This is a genomic window from Methylomonas sp. BG-2 (assembly GCF_057766305.1).
In genome coordinates this window covers 1-18,655 of the sequence record NZ_JBYMAP010000070.1, presented here as the reverse complement: position 1 = coordinate 18,655, position 18,655 = coordinate 1, and the positions used below count along the sequence as shown (strand labels likewise).

Here is an 18,655-nt window from a genome sequence, read left to right as displayed (position 1 = left end):
ATCCCGTTGGACGCACCCAAATCGATGTCGCGACCGGCTCTTACCAGCACTTCACCGCTGCCACCGATTTCGATACTGGCGGTGTTAGACAGCAAGGACCCGATCGAGCTCCGAGTGCTGCTGAAACGAATATCGCGCGCCGCCTTGATCAAGCTGGCGTCATCGGCATTGGCGTGTTGCGCCGACACCGCCAGATTCAGGATGTCATGACCGGAATCCACCAAGACTTTGGTCGCCAGCACCAACTTAATATTTTTGATGTCGCCGCTACGGGTCACCAAGCGGGCCGGTTGCGTATCGCCGGCATGGATAGGCGTGGTGGCGTGCGCCAGCGGCGAATTCCCGAACGGATTGAAGGCGCCCGCCAAATCCTTCATCGACGACCGACTCAAAGGCGCGGTGGCGTCCGGCGCGAGCGCCGGGTCGGCATCGGAGACACCCAAGGGATCGTTTAATAAGTCCTCTGCGCCGATATCACCTTCCGCCAATAAATTCAAGCTGCCGGTCGCCGCCGGAAACAGGATAATTTCGTCGGCCAATCCAATGCTCCCACCAAACGCGGTCGCATCCAACGACCCCGGATATAAGGCAGCCAACGACTGTTGCGGGCCGGTTCCACTGGGAATCAGCACCGAAAGCAATTTAGCCGCGCTACTGTGCAGCGTAATGTCACCGGCCAAACTCGCCAAGGTCAACCCGCTATTGGCGCCGTAGCTGAAAAAATTCACTTCTCCATCGTCGGCGATCATCGGATCGGTGACGCCGGCCAGCGTCACGTCGTTCCCGGCCGAAATATCGAAACGGGTATCGCCCATCAACAGTGCCGGACCGTCGGCGAACTGACTGCCGCCACCTATAGATCCGCCAGCGCTTACCGAACCTTGGCCTTGACCCAAATAAAACATACCGCCATTGACATTACCGCCGGCCTGGATCGCCAACGTGCCGCCGCCACCGATTTCGACTTGGTTGGTGCTAAACCCGCTCAAATTAGGACTGGCGTTGGCGTCGCCGACCTGCTTACCGGTGGTCGGCATCACCACTTCCAGATCGTTGATATCGCCGCCAGCCTTAACGTTGACCGCGCCGCCGCCGAAAGCGCCAACGTTTTGCTGGAACAACGGCATCGGCGCCTTGCCGGGTTGCGTGTTGCTGGCCGCGCCCGGAATATAGCCCAACGCCACACCCCAGGCGGTCGGCTTCGTTTGCTCCTGATCCGACCATTCACCGATGCGTAGCAACCAATCGTTGTAATTATTGTTGCTGACCGTGCCCTGAATATTGCCCGCCGCCGCCAATCCGACATTACCGCCATCCACCGGATACTCGCTATAGAAAAACACCGCGACCGCCCGATCGCTGAGCGTGCCGTACGGGGCGGTTTGGGTCGTCGTGCCGGCGCTATACACGGATGCCGGCGTATAAGTGGCGGTCAGTTTGGTGTTATTGGCTATCTGCAGGGACGTGGCCTGGCTGAGCGTTACCGTCGCCAACGTCGAAATGTCGGAATTGGCGGTAATGATTTTGGTCGTCGCCGTGCTTAAATGCACCGAAGGCAGCGTCGTCAAGGTTGAGTTGGCCGATACTGCTGCGGTCAGCGCGTTGTTGATCGTGACGGTTTTGGTGTTAACGTTGATCGCGGTGATCTGAGTCCCGGCCGCCACACCGTTTCCGGTCAGATAATCGCCGACTACCCAACCGCTGACATCGGCGACTTTCAGACTCTTGGTGTTCTTAGCGGCCAACGCCGTGGTTCGCGCCGCGACACCGACCAGGTTAATATCGGTAATGGTCGTACCCGACGCGATGCCGTTGCCGGTCAAATAATCGCCAACCTGCCAGCCGGCCGCCGTGCTGTCGTCCAGCCGCAGCGACAGACTGCGATTGATTGCCGATGCCGAAGTCGTATGCGCAATCCCGCCGGCATCGACATCGGTAATATAGGTGCCGGCGGCAATCCCCGAACCGGATAGGTAGCCGCCGGCCTTCCAAGCCGACGCGTCACTGACGGCCAAAACCGTGCCGCCTTTCGCGGCGACCGAAGCCAGCCGGTTATCGACAGTCTCGCCGCCTGAAATCACAATATCGCCGCCGGCGTTCAGCTGAATGTCGCCGGTACCGGTTCTAACCTTGACGTTGCTGGTCAGCGTCAAATCCCCATTTCCGGACACGTTATCCGAATCGGCGCTGGTCAAATCGCCGCCCGCCGTCAATTGGTAGGACCAGGACGCGCCGCTCTGCAATTTATCGATGATCGTCACCGACTTGGTGGTGCCGTCGAAGTTGTCGTATTGGAACGTGACGTTTTTAAATCCGTCGCTCAACGATTGATCCAGCGTGAAATCGCCGCTGGCCCTAATCACCAAGCGCCCCGGCACGTCGTCCCAGACATTGTCGTCGCTGTTTTCGTCGTAGCGCCAATCCGCCAAATCCCACCGGTCCTTTAAGGTCAGATCGCCGTGGTAATCGATCTCGACGCCGGCCAGCAAGCGGATGCCTTGGCCCAACTGGTCCGCGACCGCCGCCATGTTGGCTTCGGTCATGTAAGCGGCGGTATCGGCCTTGATTTTGGCGATGTCGGCGGCGTCGATGCGGCCGTCGTCGCCCAAATCGGCGTTGGCGTACTTGGCGACGCCCTCGGCATAAAAGGTCTTGTAGCCGCTGACCGTGCCGGCGACCGGCTGTATCCTAACCCCGTTGCCGTCGCGTAACGCGCGCAGCGTCACGTCGCCGCCTGCCGCGCCGTTACCGTGCACATCGATACTGCTGCCCGCCCCCACCGCGACGCCGGAAATTCCGTCGCCGTCGCTATCGACGCTGGATAACAGCACCGAACCGCCCTTGGCGCCGTCGCCGGTACCGCGCGCCGACAACTTCGCGCCGGCGGCCAGTACCACTTCGTCGCCGGCATATAATTTGATCCTGCCGCCCGCGTCGGCGGCGTCCGCGTTTACGGTGCCGGCCAACTCGATCGAACCGGTATCGGCCACCAGCGTCACTTGCTCGGCGCTGACCGAGCCGGACTGGCTTTGTACGATGTCGGCCTGACCGACCCGAAGGTAAATCGAACGATCGATGCCGGCGCTGTTCAACTTTTGCGTCAACGCATCGAAACCCTGGCCGGCGGCGAAGTCGCCGACCTCGATCGCCGCGCTGCCGGACTTGGCTTGCAGTTCGCCTTGCAAGGACGCCGATTTCTCCAAAGCCCGTATTTCTAGGCTGCCGCCCTCGGCGTCGCCACCGCCGCTGTCCAGGTCTATCAGCGAGCCGGCCGCCGCGACAATGCCGCCGTGATCGGCCAGCGCCGAGAAGCGACCACCCTGGGTGTATTGCTCGACATCGCCGAACTTGACGGCCCGGCCGGCCAAATCAAGCTGGGCATGCTCGCCCAAGTTCACGTCGCCGCTCAAGGCATGCAATTTCAACCCACCGGACGGCAACACCACCCGGCTATCGAAATCGATGCGGTCGGCGGTCACGGCCAATTCGGCGCCGTAACCGCTGGTAATCGTGGCAGCCCCCGCCAGGTTGGCGAACTGGGCATCGTATCCCGTGGCATCGATGTTCAAGCTGGCTCCGCCGTCGGCGCCGAAACCGCCGGCCGCGACCCGCAGATCGGCCGCGACCACCCACTCGCCGTCGCCGGTAGCGCGGACTTGCTGATTCGCGGTGATATCGACCGATTCGAAACCCTGTACGGCAAACCGGCCGGCACCGGTCTCGACCTTGTCGGCAACGATCGCCAAGCGGCCGGCGCCGTCAACGGTTTGGTGATTTTGCGCCGCGCCGCTGTTGGCGAAAGCCAGCGTTCCGGCTCGGATAGTCGCGACATCGCCGGCCGCGCCGTGGCCGGTCAAACCAGCGGCGTTAATCGCCAAACGCTCGCCGCGCCAATCCACGTTGCCGTAGAATCCGAGACTGTCGCGCGCGGTCAGTACCAATTCGTCCACGCTTAACTGGGCCAGTTTGGCGTTCGAGAGATTCAATGCCTCGCCGCTCAAACCATCCACCGCGCCGAGATTGACGCTATTGGCGGCCAAATTCAGCGAACCGCCCTCCATCCGAATATCGCCTTGTAATTGGGTGGCGTGAGAAGCATCCAACAGCATGGAAGAAGCGGCGTGCAGCAGCGCATCCTTGGCAATCAACAAATCGCCGGCCGCGCCGTCGGTTTCGGTGCGGTTCAGCTCGATTTGATCGCCGCCGGACAAACGTAGCAGCGCCCCGTTACCGACCAGGTTAAACACACTGTCCGCGCCGACCACTGTCCGGTCGGCATCCAAACTGACGTCGGCTTGCACCTCGACCAAGGTCTTGGCGGCCGCGATGATCTCGGCGCCGCGCAGATCGACGCCCTCGGCAAACACCACGCTATCGGCGCTGACATCAACCGCCGTCTCACCGGTTTCCGAATTGCGGTCCCGCGCACCGCCAAGCAGCAGACTTTCGACATTCAGCCCGCTCAAATCCTCAGCCAGAATCTCCAAGGTTCCCGCGTCGGCCGCCTCGTCCGATCGGTTGGCGACGATACGGATGTTATTGGCGGCGATGTCCATTCGAGCGCCGCGGCCGCCCTGCAAGGCTTGCAACATGAACTCGCCTTCCATCACCAATCGGGTCTGCGCGATTAAAGAGACCTGACCGCCGTCCATCGGTAAATTCGGTACCGCCGTGTCATTCGCCTTGGCCCGATCTTGGTAAAAACTGTTGGCGGTATAGGTTTGATATTCCGAGTACTTACGCACGTCGGTGCCGGATTCGACCAAAAACCCGCTGGTTCGCGCGTCGCGGATATCGCCGCCGGCCTGGGCGAAATAGCCGGATACGATGGCTCGGCCGTCCGGCGTGTACTGGGTAATGGCTTGGTCCTGGGTATTCGCGACCGGCGTAATCAGATAAGCACCGGGCAGCAGAGCATAATGCGCCGGCAGAATCGCGTACTCGCCGGCCGGCAGATCGCCGCTGGCTTCCAGATAAATCGTGGCGCCGAGCGGGTAATCCAGGCCACTGCTTTCGTAGGGATCGTAAGGGCTGATTTCCGCCCCCAAGCTCGGCAAAATGGCGAATCCGCCCTGGTAGCTGCCGCTGCCCGGCATCAAGTAATCGTAGGAACCACCCGCGCCAGGTATGAATTCGTAGGCCAGCAAATCGCCGCCGCCGGCCAAATCCACCAGGCTGCCGCCAGCCACATCGATTTCCGGCGCATCCATGACGATGCGTTTTTCCGGCGCCGCGCTCCAAATCCGGTTTCGAGTGTTGTCCAAGGTGTATAACCAGTCGGTACCGCCCTGAACCACGCCGAATGGAATCAGCAACTCGGTCGCGGTCAGCCGGTCGATACCCGATACCGACGTCACGCTGCCGGATGCCAGCGTTAACGTATCGCCGGCCTGAAATCGAATCGCTCCAAACGGCGCCTTGACCACGCCTTGCTGGCTAATCACCGGCGCCTCGAAAGTCAACGAACCGGCCGCAGACAACGGCGTCGCATCGGTGTTGCTGCCGGTAATCACCAGTTTGCCGTCCGGGTTGCCGCGCACCGCGAAAGTAAAGTCGGTCAAGGTACTGGGATACACTTGGCTGGCGTTGAGATACAAATCGCCGGCCGTCACCAACGCGCCGACATAGCTGCGCTGGTCGTCGCTTTCCTCGCGGACGCCGATCGCGCGAATATCGTGCGCGCTGTTCAACGTAACGCGTTGGAAACCGTTCCACTGACTGGCACCGGTCAGTTGTATCCATTGCGCGTTGCCGATGAACTGTCCGGTACCGGTTTCGGCGCTGTCGGCAATCGCGCGCAGCTTATCGGAACCGAGCTCCAAATAGGTGGTATTCAACACGGTCGAGCCGGCGTCGGCGCCGTCCGAACGAAATTCGGCGGCATCGATATGGATGCGTTCCGCCGCGGTCAGATTGACATCGCCGACGAAGACCACCGCCGCATCGCCCCGCGCTCCGTTCACGGCCAAACTCAGGTCGGTGAAACCGCCGGCGGCAATCTGATCGGCGCCGATGCTCGCGACGCCGATAGCGTCGTCCGGGTAGGCGTCGCCGAATATCAAGTCCTCTTTGGATTGGCGCTTACCGCTCTGACTGACGTTGATGACCAACGGACCATCCGGGAACGGCACCAGCGGAGGGATCGGTCGGTTCAATTCCGAACGATCCAAGCGCAGCGACAATCGGCCGCCGTGCGCGCCGGCCGAACCGGCGTAAGCCCGCATCTCGCCGTCGATAACGATGCCGTCGGCGGCTTTAATCGAAATCTTGCCGGCATTGGAAGCGAAGGTTTGTTTGACGAAGGCCGCCGCCGAAACGGTATTGGAACGCTCGACACTGACGGTTGCCACGGTACCGGAAACGTCCAGGACCGCGCCATCGGTAATCACCACCGCGCCGCGCTTGGCGTCGAAATTGATCTCGCCCCCATCCAGCACCTGACCGCCCCGGTTCCCGTAAGCGTCCGCCAGTTCTCTCACCGCGACGCCGCGCGCATCCAAGCGGGCATGGTTGCCCATCCAGATGGTTTGAGTCGGGTCGTATTCCAAATTGGCGGCCGGGATGATGGCCAAGTTAATCTTACCGGCCGCCGCCTGCAGAGTGCCATCGACGAAGACGCTGCCGGCCGTCGAGGTCAATCCAATCGTCGAACCGGTATCCGCAACGATACGGCTACCGGTTTCCATCGCGACGCCGGCGTAGCCTTTCAAGGTCAACGTGACCGCCTGCCGCAAATGATCGGCCAATTCGACGGTCCGGCTGAATCCGCGTATCGAACGGCCGGTCGCCGCGTTCTGGTAACCGGCGGTCAATTCCAGATTGCGCTGGCGCAGATTCAAATCGACGTTACGCTTCACCGTCAAGCCGCCAAAGTCGGCGCTCAGATTGATTTCGCGAAAGGCCAACCGCTTGGACAAGTCGAACGATCCGGCGGAGGTACCCAGCACCAAGGTATCGGCAATGTCGTCGGTGGTGTCGGGCGAGCCGATCAGGATGTTGCCGCTGGTCAGATTCAGGATTCCGTTCTGTTCCAAGCCGTAGGCGGAGATTTCACCGTCCAGAGTCAGCGTCGAGATTAAACCACCGGTGCTGCCTTCCGCCGCCAGCGTAATTTCGCCGCCGCGACCGGCCTGCAAGTCGTCGTTGACCGGCAACCAGGCACCGCCGTCGGCCAGAATTTTGGCGCCGGCCTTAAGAATCACGTCACCGTTGGCGCGAATCGCCACGCTACCGCCGTCGATCAGTAACGGATCGGTCGGCGTTCCGTTCGAACCACTGCGTAGATCGTTGACCCAGGTACCGGAGACATCCACGCTGACCCCGGAAGCCAAGATAATCCGGCCCTGCTCGGCCAAATCGCCGTCATTCGCGACCTCCGAAATATCGGTTTGCAGGTTCAGCTTGCCGCCGGACGCCTTGAAATCGCCGTTGACCGCGATGTTGGTCGCCTCGACGCTCAGACTACCGCCTGGTGCCATCGTGATGTCGGTATTGAGCGCGGCATCGCCGCGGGTTTTCACGGTTACGCCACCGACGCCGGAGCGCGTTAGCGTGGCGGCGGCGATTTTCAGGTCGAGATCGGTCTCGCCATTCTTCGGAAAGTCGTCGTCCAGCGACAACGCCACTTGGCCGGCGCTATCGACGAACTGAACGTTTTGCACGGTTTTTTGCGCGTCCTGAAATTGCGCCAAATCGATCTCAAAGCTGCCGTTGGCCGCCGCGTTGGCCGAAGCGCGCTGGTATACGCCCGCCTCGGAGCCGGCGGTCAACGTGCCGCCCCACGCCAGCCGGGGCGCCGAGATCTTCAAACTGCCGGCGGCCAGACCCTCGGTATAGCCATTTTCGAACACGCCGTTACCGAACAAGCCCAACAAGTTCCAAGTTTTGTTAACCCCCCATTTGGCGTGGTTTTCCTCGACGGTACCGAATACGCCGACATACTGTAGCGTGGGATCGGCGTCGCTGATATCGACGATTTCGCCGAAGCTGTTCAGTAGTTTAGTGGTCTTGATATAACCATCCTGGTATTGCAGCGAGCCGCCGGAAATATCGAATTGCGAACCGTCGTTGGCGATCACGTCGCCGGCGGACGTCAGCGTGATTTTACCGCCGGTGCCCAAGCGTTCCTCGACCGTCCGGCTGATCCTGGCCAAGGCCCCGTCGTCATCGACCAAATCGGTGCCCTTGCGCAGATCGACTAACACTGTTTTGCCTTTCAGAATCCCGCCGCGCTGCAGCGGCGAATCACGCAAATCGTAGCTTTGCACCGAAATCTTGCCGACATTGCGCTCCATCGCCACCTTGACGTTTTTGTAGCCGGCAACGTCGATTTTGGCGTTGCTGTCCACCAAAATCCGGCCGGCATTACCGTTGGCGGGCGTCTCGGGCGTATCGGTCGCGTTGACGACCACGGTCGCTCCCGGCGCGTGTATCGTCGAACCCGACTCCAAGGCTACCGTGTGAGCGCCGATTTCGATATAAGACGGCGACTGCTTTTGTTCGTCGATCGCGCTGCCGCCTTCGGCATCGGCCAGCACTTCGGTGACACTGCCATCGCCCAAGCGAACCTCGGCCTTGGGTTCGGCCCCGTCATTGCCGGCTCCGTCTCGAACGGTTTGGGTGCCGAGCAACACCGGACTGTTGTCCTTGATTTTCTCTCTGGCAATCAGGCGAATCGAGCCGTTGACATTGACCGAGGTCGTGGCGCTGACCCGGCCTTCCTGGTTGACCGCGAAACCGGCCAAGGTGACGTTGCCCTGCCGCACGGCGATGTCGCCGGTGTTGGTCACCTTGCCGCCGGTACCGACTTCGACCAGCAAGCCGGCGAACGGACTTTGATCGTCGGCAGCCTGCAAATACACCTTGTCTTCGCTGGCGGCCATGATGATTTGGCCTTGAACGCCGGCGGTCACGCTCCCTTCGTTGGTAATTTTCGGCGCGGCGATGATGATACGGCCGGCCTTGTCGGTCGTAATTTTCGCGCCGGCATTGATCAGAATTTCGGCGGTTTTCGGATCGAGCTTGTCGTCCGCCGTTTTTGGCTCGATAACCAGGGCCGCGCCCTTGCTTTCGTCGTAGACCCGGGTGATGCCGCGCGCCCAGGCTTCGTCGGTAATCTTCAAGGTCGTGGCGATGAAGCTATTGGCGTTCACCACCGAATCCTTGTCGAAGATAAAACCGTTTTTGTTATAGAGATAGATTTGGCCGTTGGCGACGATCTGGCCCATGATCGTGCTGGGGTTTTGATCGTTAATCTTGTTCAATGCGATCGACGAGGTGCCGGGTTGCTCGAACTTGACGGTATTGTCCTTGCCGACGTTGAATTTTTGCCAATTCAAGACCGCTTTGTCCGACATCTGCTTGATCACCATCGTATTCCCGTCCACGACCGGTGCTTGCACACTACCACTGCTTACCCAAGCGGCCGCCGGTATCGGTAAATCGGCCAACGCGGCGCCGTTACCCACCAATAGGCCGCCGGCCAATGCGTAGCGCACGCAAGCCGCGAGCGGTTTCAATCGAAATTGAACGTCCTTGGATTTAGCCGATGGTTTATTGGTCATGGAATTAGCCCTTCTAATAAAGTAATTCGCCGAAGGCAAATTAACGAATAAGCACAAAAAGCGACAGCGCCGGATTAATATTGTTCTATTAATTAATCTATCCGACCAACCGCCGCTAAAAACTGTACTAAAGTAGCAATCGCTCGAATTAAAAATTTAAATCATGACGAATTTATTACAGACAAAAAATCGGAACAAAAATAAGAAATTATTTTTTCCAATACAGTCAATAAATTAAATTCCAAGCATTCATTCCTTTAAAGCCGAAATCCGCAACAACAAAATCGCTGAAATATTTTTGTAATAAATTGACCGCCATTATTAGTCAGCGCTTAGTACAAAGCCCCACTCCCGATGACGACTCCTAAAAGTTCGCTTTCCGCGCGGGGTGAATGGGGGGGGTTACAAGGCAAAACTTTGTTTTAACACCCTCACCCTGCCCTCCCGGTGGGAGAGGGTTTTATTTATGACTCATACGACACCCTTCATTAAGAGAGGAAGTAAATCACTTCCATCTTAATGCCCACTGAGTCGCAAGAAATCATCTATCGGTCTAACTGCCCGCGGCCGCCGATATTCAATCGGCCGAATCGGCGAATATCGGCGGATTTAAGCGGCTTAACCAATATTAAATTTTTAACGCCGACTATCCAGAGAGAATACCGGAGTACAAACCTAGGTTTGTACTCCGGTTATTTACATTTAAAATAGTCACCGATCGAATCCCGCCGATCGCATCGAGCGTTTAAAAATCGGTGGCGATGTTGAAATGCACGCGGGGATCGCCGCTACTGACCGGGGCCAACGAGCTGAACGGAATACCCACATCGAACGAGCCGCTCAAATGCTTCCACATCTGAAAGCGCAAGCCAAAGCCGGCGCTGCTGAGGAAATTGCCCTTGGCGTTGCCCGGCAACGCGTTCTTGACCCAACCCTTACCGGCGTCCAAAAACGCCAGTAACTTCAATTCGTCAATGGCTTCCCACTCGGTCAAGCCCAAATGCGGGCTATGCAATTCCAACGAGCCGAACACCGCATCGTCGGCCAGCGCCTGGGTCTCGAAATACCCCCGCACGCTTTGGGCGCCGCCGAGCGAAAACTGTTCGTTGCTGATTAATGGGGTATCGGCCGCCTGGCCGGCGAAATGGCTGATTAAGGTCATGCCCCACGGCAAATCGCGCTGATGCTTTAAATCGCCGGTTAAATACAAATAGCTGGCCTTGGCCAGATAGCGCTTGTTCTCGAATTCGTGCTGGCTGTTGCCCAAGCCGCGAAACGACCAGTGAGCGCCCAACTCAAAGCTGGTCTGGCGGCCGTCGCCGTTCAACGTGCCGCTGTATTGAGCAAGGAAGGGCAAATAGCTGATCGGAGTCTTAATCGTATCGGCGCCGATCAAATTCAAATCTTCCTTAAAATCCTTATAGTCCACGCCCAAGGTACCGCTGTGGTAATAGTCGGTTAGCGACTTAAACGGATGCACCAGCCGAGCGCCGTAAATGTTGCCGATACCGATCACCGACAAGGCGCCGGCACTGGCGATTTGGGCGTTCGACGACGAACTGACCGCGTAGAAGGCCAATCGAGTCGGACTGTCGAACAGCGGTAGCGCGTAAGTCCCCGCCCAAACATCCACTTCGGCGTTGTTTTCCGGCGACACCTGATACATCAGCGAGGCGCTGTGAAAGGCCTGCCACAGATTGTCGTAGCGCAGCGACGAAATCAGCCGCAGCCGCGAGGTGGTTGAGGTATTGCGGCCGTTCAGCTCGACGCGGCCGTGCAGCGGCATTTCGTCCTTGACCTTTAAATCCACTTCCAGCGTACCGGGCGTTTCGCCGGCGCGCAGAATCGGCTGAATTTGCCGGTCCGGCGATTGGCCGGCCAAATCGGCCAATTGTTGCTGCATTTTCGGCATGTTGGGCACGTTGCCTTCGGCCAGTTCCGGTATGCCGGCCTTGATTTTGCCCAATGCGAAATAGCGCGAGTCCTTGACCCGCAACTTGGAGACCTTGCCTTCGACAACTTGCAGATAGACGACGCCGTTTTTAACGTCCTGTTCGGGAATATCCACAGACACGGTTTGAAAGCCGTTGGCTTGGTACAGACTTTCCAGCGCGGCCCTGGCCAATTCGACGTTGTCGATGCTTTTGTCCGGCCCTAAAAACCGATACACCGTGCGCTCGAGCAGCTTTTTGTCCAGCAGCGTATTGCCCTTGACGCGCAGTTCCAGCAAATCGAATTTGGCCGGCGCGCCAGCCTGTTCGGCCGGACCGCCGCCGGAAGCCGCGGCGCTATCCTGGTCGGCCGCGAGCGCGGATTGCAGGCCGCACGCCAGCCAGGCAGCCATCAATACTTCGCGCCCGACCCGGCGGAAGCGGAAACTGTTCAAACTCATTGAATTCCGATGAAACCTAAACGGCCCTCGTTATGAAGACCTGCAAGCCGCCATTTTAGGGCGCTCAAGTTAAGCTTTTATGACAAGTCGGTGACGCGCCGACCGGCATTCACGCCGGTAAATCAGCGATTTCGGAACCGCCGCGCCACCCCGGATAATGCCAGTCATTGTGGGAGTGGCGCCTTGTCGCGACCAAGCGCCGCTCCGACGATGACTTTCAGGTAAAAACCGAAAAAGCGGCCGGGTCAGCCGCGTTGCCGCGACTGCCCCGGTCACTTTTTAAGGCGGTCGTCCCTGACCTGGTTCGGGATTGCCCCCTAGTCAACCCTTACAATTTGGCATCGCCGTTGTTGTAAATGGTTGGAACGCGGCAGGCATTAGCCGACGCGGTTGGTGTCGCGTGGCTGTAGGGGCTGACCGGACGGCTGGCGTTGAACGCACCATTGGCTTCGGGAGCGAAGCTGGTCGGTACGGCCAAGTAGGCACCAGGAGTAGCGGTAAAGGTGTGGGTGAAACCGGCGTTCAGCGCGGCCATCACTTCCGGCGCGCCGGCTGAAGTAATGATCGCGTTGGTCAGTTTTTTCAGATTGGCGTCGGCGAAGTGATCGGTCCAGTATTGGAAGGTGTTTTCCACCCAATCCTTGTACTTGCCGTTGACCACGTTAGCCAGGGTCGGCGCCACGCCGTCGACTTTGACGAAGCGGAATTTGCTGGAAGCCGCGGTTTTTTTCTCCAGAGACTGGATACCGACCGCCCAACGTACGCCCCAAGTGTTGTCGAAGCCGTTGGCGGCGTTGCTGCCGTCGTCCAATTCGTCCAGGCAGTTACCGACCGAACCCGAGGTATTGTTCTCGTGAATCATCGGATAGCCGTCGCCTTCGCTGAAACCCAAGGATACCGCGTCGGTAGCTGGAGCCGTAGCGGACGCAGCAGATGTGCAAGGATCATGCAGGAATTTGATGTTGGATTGGGCTTGGGTACCGGAGCCGTTTTCGCGGCGGCAGGTGTGCAACAACGACGAACCCGGCAGGTAAGCGGCCGCATTGGCTTGAACCCAGTCGTACAAACCGGTGGAACCGGTCACTTTCAATTGGTTCCAATCCGCCCAACTACCGGCGTGGATAGAAGCGATTTGCGCCGAGCTCAGGCTAGGCATGCAAGCCTCGGTTTCGGAACCAACCGCGCAGCCGGCCAAGGAACCGTTGGCGATTTGGGCGGCTTGCAATGCAAAATACAGTTTTTTGGTGACCGGCACGCCGAAAGTCAATGCCGAAGCACTTTTCACGGTCAATTTGGTGACGTCGTCGGATGACACATCCAAATAACCCAATGGGGCGTTGTTACCGGTAAATTGCGCCGGGTCAACGTCGGAAATACCGAAGTCGGAGATGTGGGTGACGTATTTGGTGGAATCGGCCAAGTCGTAAGGGCAGGTGATCAAGCCCAGCGTGGAACCGGCGACCGGCAAGGTGTTGGAGGTACAAGCCGAGCTGATTTTCAAATACTCGATCGTGGCGTTAGCGGTGTCGCCGTTGGCTTCGGCGATGATCGGACTGACGCCGAACGCGGAACCGCCGGCGCTACGTTTGTAGACCAGAATGTACGGTTTGTTGGTCGGCACGTTGCTGTTGGTGGTGGCGCGGGTGCACAAATAAGCGTTTTGGTCGGAACCGGTCAGGCTGTCTTTGTATTTCCAGATTTTTTTGGTGGTGTCGCAGACTTTATCGGCGGCCGGTACCGAGGAATCGGTAATCAGCTTTTCGATGAAGTTGACCGCGGCGGAGGCGCCGGACAGGTACAGCACGTTGGTTTGGCTGGCGTCGATGATAGGCAGGTTGTTGCCGTCGACCGGAATCGGATCGTTGACGGTCGCGGCTTGTACACCAGATGCGGCCAACAAAGCGCTGATCGCGGTGCCTAATACTAAGTTTTTCATGGCTAGTTCCTCGAATGAATAATCGTTAAAAACGGAGCGGCGCGAACGCCGCTCCGCACACCGCTTAAGCGGCGGCGTACTTGCGGCGGGTCGCGCGCAACAGGCCCATCAGGCCGGCGCCGAACATCCACACCGCGGCCGGCAGCGGCACGTTGGCCGGAGCCGGACCGAAGCTCAGCAGATTGCCGGCCAGCGTCCATTTGCCGGCGGCCAGCGTGTGAGCTTGAGTGCCGTTGTAATACCAAAAGTCGCCGGACGTGCCGTAGGCGATGTTGGCTTGGGCCAAGCTGACGGTGCCGAAGATACTGTTGAAGTCGTTGTGTTGCCCGGTATTCGGAGTATCGGAGTCATATACCAACGAACTCAGATTCGCGGCGTAGTCGTTGCTGGTAGCGCCTGGGTTATCAGCGACTTGTCCGCCATTAATCTGATTTGCATGGTTTTTGATCGCTGTCCCTGGAACCGTGGAGATTTGCAAGCTATTGTATTTAGCAATCTCGGTCATGCCGGTGATCAACTGTTTGGAACCGTAACCGACGGCAACCGCAAACTTAGTCATCGAAGCGTCCATGCCGCTGGCAAAGGTATTCCAGTTGTCGTTGGCGCTCAAATCGTAGCTCAGTGTGTAGCTGTCGTTGGCGACGTTGGCGATCAGATCGCTCATCAAAACGCCCAAGTCCAACGTGAAGGTCAAGGTTTGGCTTTTGTCGTAAACCGACAAATACGCTTCGACCGTGGCGGCACTGGTGTTGTTGATCGCAGCATTCGCCGCACCGGTGGCAGCAAACATCGCCGCCGCCAACAAGGCTTTATTCAAAGATTTCATAATGGTTTCCTTATGTTTAAGATTTAAAAATACATAAGGTGACAGCCCAGCCGTCTTGGTTTGTCGGCATCCTACCGCCCGCCGCCGTCCCCGGCGACCGACCCAAGCCAAGACCTGAAACTTTCCGTCCCCGCCTCGCGGCGAGTTTGGCTTTTACACGCTTACCTGCTCACTAAACTTCTAACACCTCGAGTGGTGTCGCTATCCCCGCTACCATGTTTCCGAATTGCAACCTACTCCCTACCGTCTTCCAAATGCCCACTCCATTCGCTAGCCTTCCCTGTTCCTTGTGTTTCCGATTCAACCGAGATCCCTCGGCTCCCTGCCATCCCGGTTGCGGCGAATTATTCCAAACAAATCAATAAGTTTCCGTTACAGCTCTGTTAAAGAATCGTGAAATGTATTACATGCGTAATGCACCGAAACACCGCCGAATGGCGCAGCGCGTTGTTTTTCAAGGGCGAATCGTTGCCATCCCTGACCCGGCACCTAACAAGCCAAATTGGGCGCGATAGCCATGGGCCGTCGAGTTTGGCGGGCAGCATTCGCCGCCGCCCGGCGATGGGCGGTCGAAAAAGAGAGGGAAAAACCAAAACCGGCGACAAACCGGCTGGAAAAACAGGCGAGCAGTGTCGCCCGCGGCTACTATCGGCCCGACTACCCGAGCCTAGTGTCGATATCGCGTCTACGACGATGGTTGAATTTAGGGCGAGGCAGGCCTTCAGGGGCCGCCCAACAGCCTGCCACGGTATCTCAGCGAAACTCAGTGGTTTCCAAAATCAAGATACCCTAGGACTTTTGGAATGGAGTAATCTCGTTAAGTTAAGGATTGACCGTTTGTCCCTGTCGAAGGGCGAATGGTTAAGCCGTTCATGGTTCGACTGGCTCACCACGAATGGTTGGACAGGCTCACCACGAATGGTTGGACAGGCTCACCACGAATGGTTGGATTGGCTCGCCAAAGAAGGTTGGACAGGTTCACCACGAAGGTTGGACAGCCTCGCCACGAATAGTTGGACTGGCTCGCCACGGACGGCTTAGCTTAACGGCATTGGAGTATGGAGTACGAGCGGATGTCGGAAAAGTCAAACTGTTGGGCTAAGTCTACTTTTTCGGATTTCGGGCATCCCCTTACCGAAGGTGGTCATTCCGGCATGGATTGCCGGAATCCAGCCACCACGAATGGTTCGACGTTCGCCATCCAGGACACCGGATACCCGCTTCCCGGCGGGTATGACGGTCTTTCTTCCAATCCGGCAAAGTAAAATTCACGTAACCGAACCGCACCAAAATGTTGAACTTCATTGCATTCAGCACAACCGGCCGTTTACGACAACCTTCCCAGCGGAGAGGGAACTGGCGGCATCCAGCGGCCGACGCAGATTGGCTAGGAATTTGCCGAAGAGGGCGTTCCCTGACAAGGACCGTTCGAAAATCAGTCACTTCCGGAATTATCGCCGCTTGCCTGAATTAGCGCCCGGCAAACCAGCGTTTTTGAATCGCGAAGGCGACGCTCACCAAGCCGACCATGACCGGCACTTCGATCAGCGGTCCGATCACCGCCGCGAAAGCCGCGCCGCTGTCGATGCCGAACACCGCAACCGCTACCGCGATCGCCAATTCGAAGTTGTTGCTGGCGGCGGTAAAGGCCAGCGTCGTGGTTTGGCCGTAGTCGGCGCCGACCAGTTTGCCCATCGCGAAGCTGACCAGGAACATGGCGACGAAATAAATCAGCAACGGCAGCGCGATGCGCAACACGTCCAGCGGCAATTGCACGATCAACTCACCCTTCAACGAGAACATGGCCACGATCGTGAACAGTAACGCGATCAGCGTCAGCGGGCTGATTTTGGGTACGAAGCGCTGCTGGTACCAGTCCTTGCCCTTGGCCCTGACCAACAGCCAACGGGTCGCGAAGCCGGCGATGAACGGAATCCCCAAGTAAATGAAGACGCTTTGGGCGATATCGGCGATCGTCACCGCCACCAAACTGCCCGGCAAACCGAACAGCGGCGGCAGCACGGTGACGAACAGCCAAGCGTAAACCCCGAAAAACAGCACCTGAAACACGCTGTTGAACGCCACCAGCGCGGCGCAGTAGTCGTTATCGCCGCGCGCCAGTTCGTTCCAAACGATCACCATGGCAATGCAACGGGCCAGGCCGATCAGGATCAAGCCGGTCATGTATTCCGGATAATCAGCCAAAAATCCGATCGCCAAGCCGAACATCAACAACGGGCCGATCAGCCAGTTTTGTACCAGCGACAGCGCCAACACCCGGCCGTTTCGAAACACGTCGCCAAGTTCCTCGTAACGCACTTTCGCCAGCGGCGGGTACATCATCAGAATCAAGCCGATCGCGATCGGGACATTGGTGGTACCCACCGAAGCCTGGGCGTTCAGGCGATTAACCTGCTCCGGAAACGCAAAGCCGATACCGACCCCGATCGACATTGCGATGAATATCCACAAGGTCAGGAAGCGGTCCAAAAACGACAAGCGCGGTTGCGGGCAAACTGGCAAATTCATCGTGGAAAACCTCGGACTGTTCGATCAGAGTGGACTGCAATTCGAGGCCGGACCGCAGCAACTCGCGGCGCTGTCGGTCGGCAAATCGGCATCTTTGCCGAATATCGGAATGCTTTTCAACGAATGGAAGGCCTCCCAAGGAATGCCTTGCGGATCGACCGTCCAGTATTTGTCCGATTCGGCGTAGCAGCAGGCCGCCTGTTTTTGCTCGATAATCGGCAACGCCGCCTGTTGTAGCACCTGCCGAACGTCGGTCAATGCCTGCTCAGATTCGACTTGAATGCCGAGATGATCCACCCCCGCTCCTCGGCCTCGGTTGGAGATCGCGAAATTGATGCGTGGATCGTCCAACATCCATTTGGCGTAGTCGTCGTGGACGACGCTGGGTTCGGTTTGAAACAGCGCGCTGTAAAATTCAATGTTGCGTTGCAGATTATCGACGGCAATGTGGATATGGAAACGTTTCATAAGGTTAGCCTCCTGACAAGATGATTAAGGTAGCAACGTGCCGATGCGATCCAGTTCGGCCTTGAGGCGCTCGGGATCGTGTTTCAATTCATTCAACGGCAAGTCCAGAAAGCGCTCGATCCGGTAACGCACGATACCGTACGCGGTTTCGAAAGCGGCTTTGATTTGCTCCGGGCTGCCTTCGGCATGCGCCGGATCGTCCACGCCCCAATGAGCGCGCAAGGCCGGGCCGAGGTAAGCCGGACAGGTTTCGTTGGCGGCATTGGCGCAAACGCTGATCACGATGTCCGGCGTCACCGGCAGATCGTTCCAGGACTTGCTGTAATAGCCGGCCGTGGAAATCCCTTTTTCCGCCAATATCGCCACCGCGCCGTCGTTCAGCCGGCCGATCGGCCGGCTGCCGGCGCTGATCGCGTGCCAGCCTTCCGGCGCCAAGTGGTTGAAAATCGCTTCGCCCATCAGCGAGCGGCAGGAATTTCCGGTACAAAGAAACAATACATTCATGTGCTATTGGTAAATGGCAAAATTCAAATGGCGTTCACGGCCTTATTCAACCCGGCCTATCTCGCCGAGTTGGCGTTGTAAGGCCATGCGTTCCAGGCTGTCGAAAGGCAAACTGGTAAACAATGCAATCCTACGCTCCAGAATGGCGTAGGCTTTCGCGAAAGCGATACGCTGCTCCCGCGGATCGGCGGCGGCCGGGTCGAATACCCCCCAATGCGCGGTAACCGGCTGACCCGGCCAGACCGGACAGGTTTCATTCGCCGCGTTATCGCAAACCGTAAACACAAAATCCAATTTCGGCGCGCCGGGCTCGGCAAACTCATCCCAACTTTTACTGCGCGCGTTGGGCAACACAATACCCTCCGCCGCCAGCCGTTCCAACGCCAACGGATGCACCCGGCCGGTCGGCCGGCTGCCGGCGCTGTAGGCGAAAAACC

8 protein-coding genes and 1 riboswitch are annotated in these 18,655 nt (G+C 58.3%); all 8 genes read right to left on the bottom strand.

Annotation, left to right across the window (positions count from 1 at the left end):
* On the bottom strand, positions 1-9,563 hold a 9,563-nt coding region (locus AC3B8H_RS08850), incomplete at its 3' end, for a two-partner secretion domain-containing protein (protein WP_488441227.1).
* A 745-nt stretch (positions 9,564-10,308) separates the two neighbouring features.
* Entirely contained in the window at positions 10,309-11,955 is a 1,647-nt protein-coding gene (locus AC3B8H_RS08845; protein WP_488441226.1) for a ShlB/FhaC/HecB family hemolysin secretion/activation protein, read from the bottom strand.
* A gap of 328 nt (positions 11,956-12,283) precedes the next feature.
* Complete coding sequence (locus AC3B8H_RS08840; RefSeq protein WP_488441225.1) at positions 12,284-13,891, bottom strand: hypothetical protein; 1,608 nt, start codon at positions 13,889-13,891, stop codon at positions 12,284-12,286.
* Between the two features lie 64 nt (positions 13,892-13,955).
* A complete protein-coding gene (locus tag AC3B8H_RS08835; protein WP_488441224.1) occupies positions 13,956-14,717 on the bottom strand; it encodes a VPLPA-CTERM sorting domain-containing protein in 762 nt (253 codons plus the stop codon).
* 37 nt (positions 14,718-14,754) lie between these two features.
* A riboswitch (cyclic di-GMP riboswitch) is annotated at positions 14,755-14,878 on the bottom strand.
* Between the two features lie 1,309 nt (positions 14,879-16,187).
* Positions 16,188-17,246 carry an ACR3 family arsenite efflux transporter gene (arsB, locus tag AC3B8H_RS08830; protein WP_488441223.1) on the bottom strand — a complete coding sequence of 353 codons (1,059 nt, stop codon included), beginning with the start codon at positions 17,244-17,246 and terminating at the stop codon, positions 16,188-16,190.
* 24 nt (positions 17,247-17,270) lie between these two features.
* Positions 17,271-17,714 carry an ArsI/CadI family heavy metal resistance metalloenzyme gene (locus AC3B8H_RS08825; protein WP_488441222.1) on the bottom strand — a complete coding sequence of 148 codons (444 nt, stop codon included), beginning with the start codon at positions 17,712-17,714 and terminating at the stop codon, positions 17,271-17,273.
* A gap of 24 nt (positions 17,715-17,738) precedes the next feature.
* Positions 17,739-18,218 carry an arsenate reductase ArsC gene (locus AC3B8H_RS08820; RefSeq protein ID WP_488441221.1) on the bottom strand — a complete coding sequence of 160 codons (480 nt, stop codon included), beginning with the start codon at positions 18,216-18,218 and terminating at the stop codon, positions 17,739-17,741.
* A gap of 42 nt (positions 18,219-18,260) precedes the next feature.
* A partial coding sequence (locus AC3B8H_RS08815; RefSeq protein WP_488441220.1) for an arsenate reductase ArsC occupies positions 18,261-18,655 on the bottom strand: 395 nt, incomplete at its 5' end.

Bases quoted from the DNA above. Each gene is read 5' to 3' on its own strand.
- AC3B8H_RS08845 (WP_488441226.1), bottom strand. From the start codon at position 11,955: ATGAGTTTGAACAGTTTCCGCTTCCGCCGGGTCGGGCGCGAAGTATTG.
- AC3B8H_RS08840 (WP_488441225.1), bottom strand. From the start codon at position 13,891: ATGAAAAACTTAGTATTAGGCACCGCGATCAGCGCTTTGTTGGCCGCA.
- AC3B8H_RS08835 (WP_488441224.1), bottom strand. From the start codon at position 14,717: ATGAAATCTTTGAATAAAGCCTTGTTGGCGGCGGCGATGTTTGCTGCC.
- arsB (WP_488441223.1), bottom strand. From the start codon at position 17,246: ATGAATTTGCCAGTTTGCCCGCAACCGCGCTTGTCGTTTTTGGACCGC.
- AC3B8H_RS08825 (WP_488441222.1), bottom strand. From the start codon at position 17,714: ATGAAACGTTTCCATATCCACATTGCCGTCGATAATCTGCAACGCAAC.
- AC3B8H_RS08820 (WP_488441221.1), bottom strand. From the start codon at position 18,218: ATGAATGTATTGTTTCTTTGTACCGGAAATTCCTGCCGCTCGCTGATG.